Below are 267 nucleotides of genomic sequence, written 5' to 3' on the forward strand. Positions count from 1 at the left end.
GAATTGAATCGAGGGCAAGTGTATTATTAGAAATTTTTCCAATGGTATGCTCATTACTCTCTGCAATAGACTGAATAGAGGATGCAATCGCGCTAGATGCATTACTGGATTGTTCTGCACTTGCATTTAACTGTTCTGCGGATGCTGCAACAAGATTAGAGCTCTCCGTCATATTGGCAATCATGACCGATAAATTGCTTTTCATTTGCTCGAAAGCTTCGTTTAATTGGTAAATCTCATCTTTTGCTTTAATAGAGAATTTATCTG

Annotated in this window: 1 pseudogene; it reads right to left on the reverse strand. The window is 37.5% G+C overall.

What is annotated here, in order from left to right:
- Nucleotides 1–267, reverse strand: a pseudogene (locus HU755_RS27140) (hypothetical protein); the annotation flags it as partial.

The sequence above is a fragment of the Pseudomonas sp. SWRI111 genome (genome assembly GCF_014268555.1).
GTDB lineage: Bacteria > Pseudomonadota > Gammaproteobacteria > Pseudomonadales > Pseudomonadaceae > Aquipseudomonas > Aquipseudomonas hamedanensis.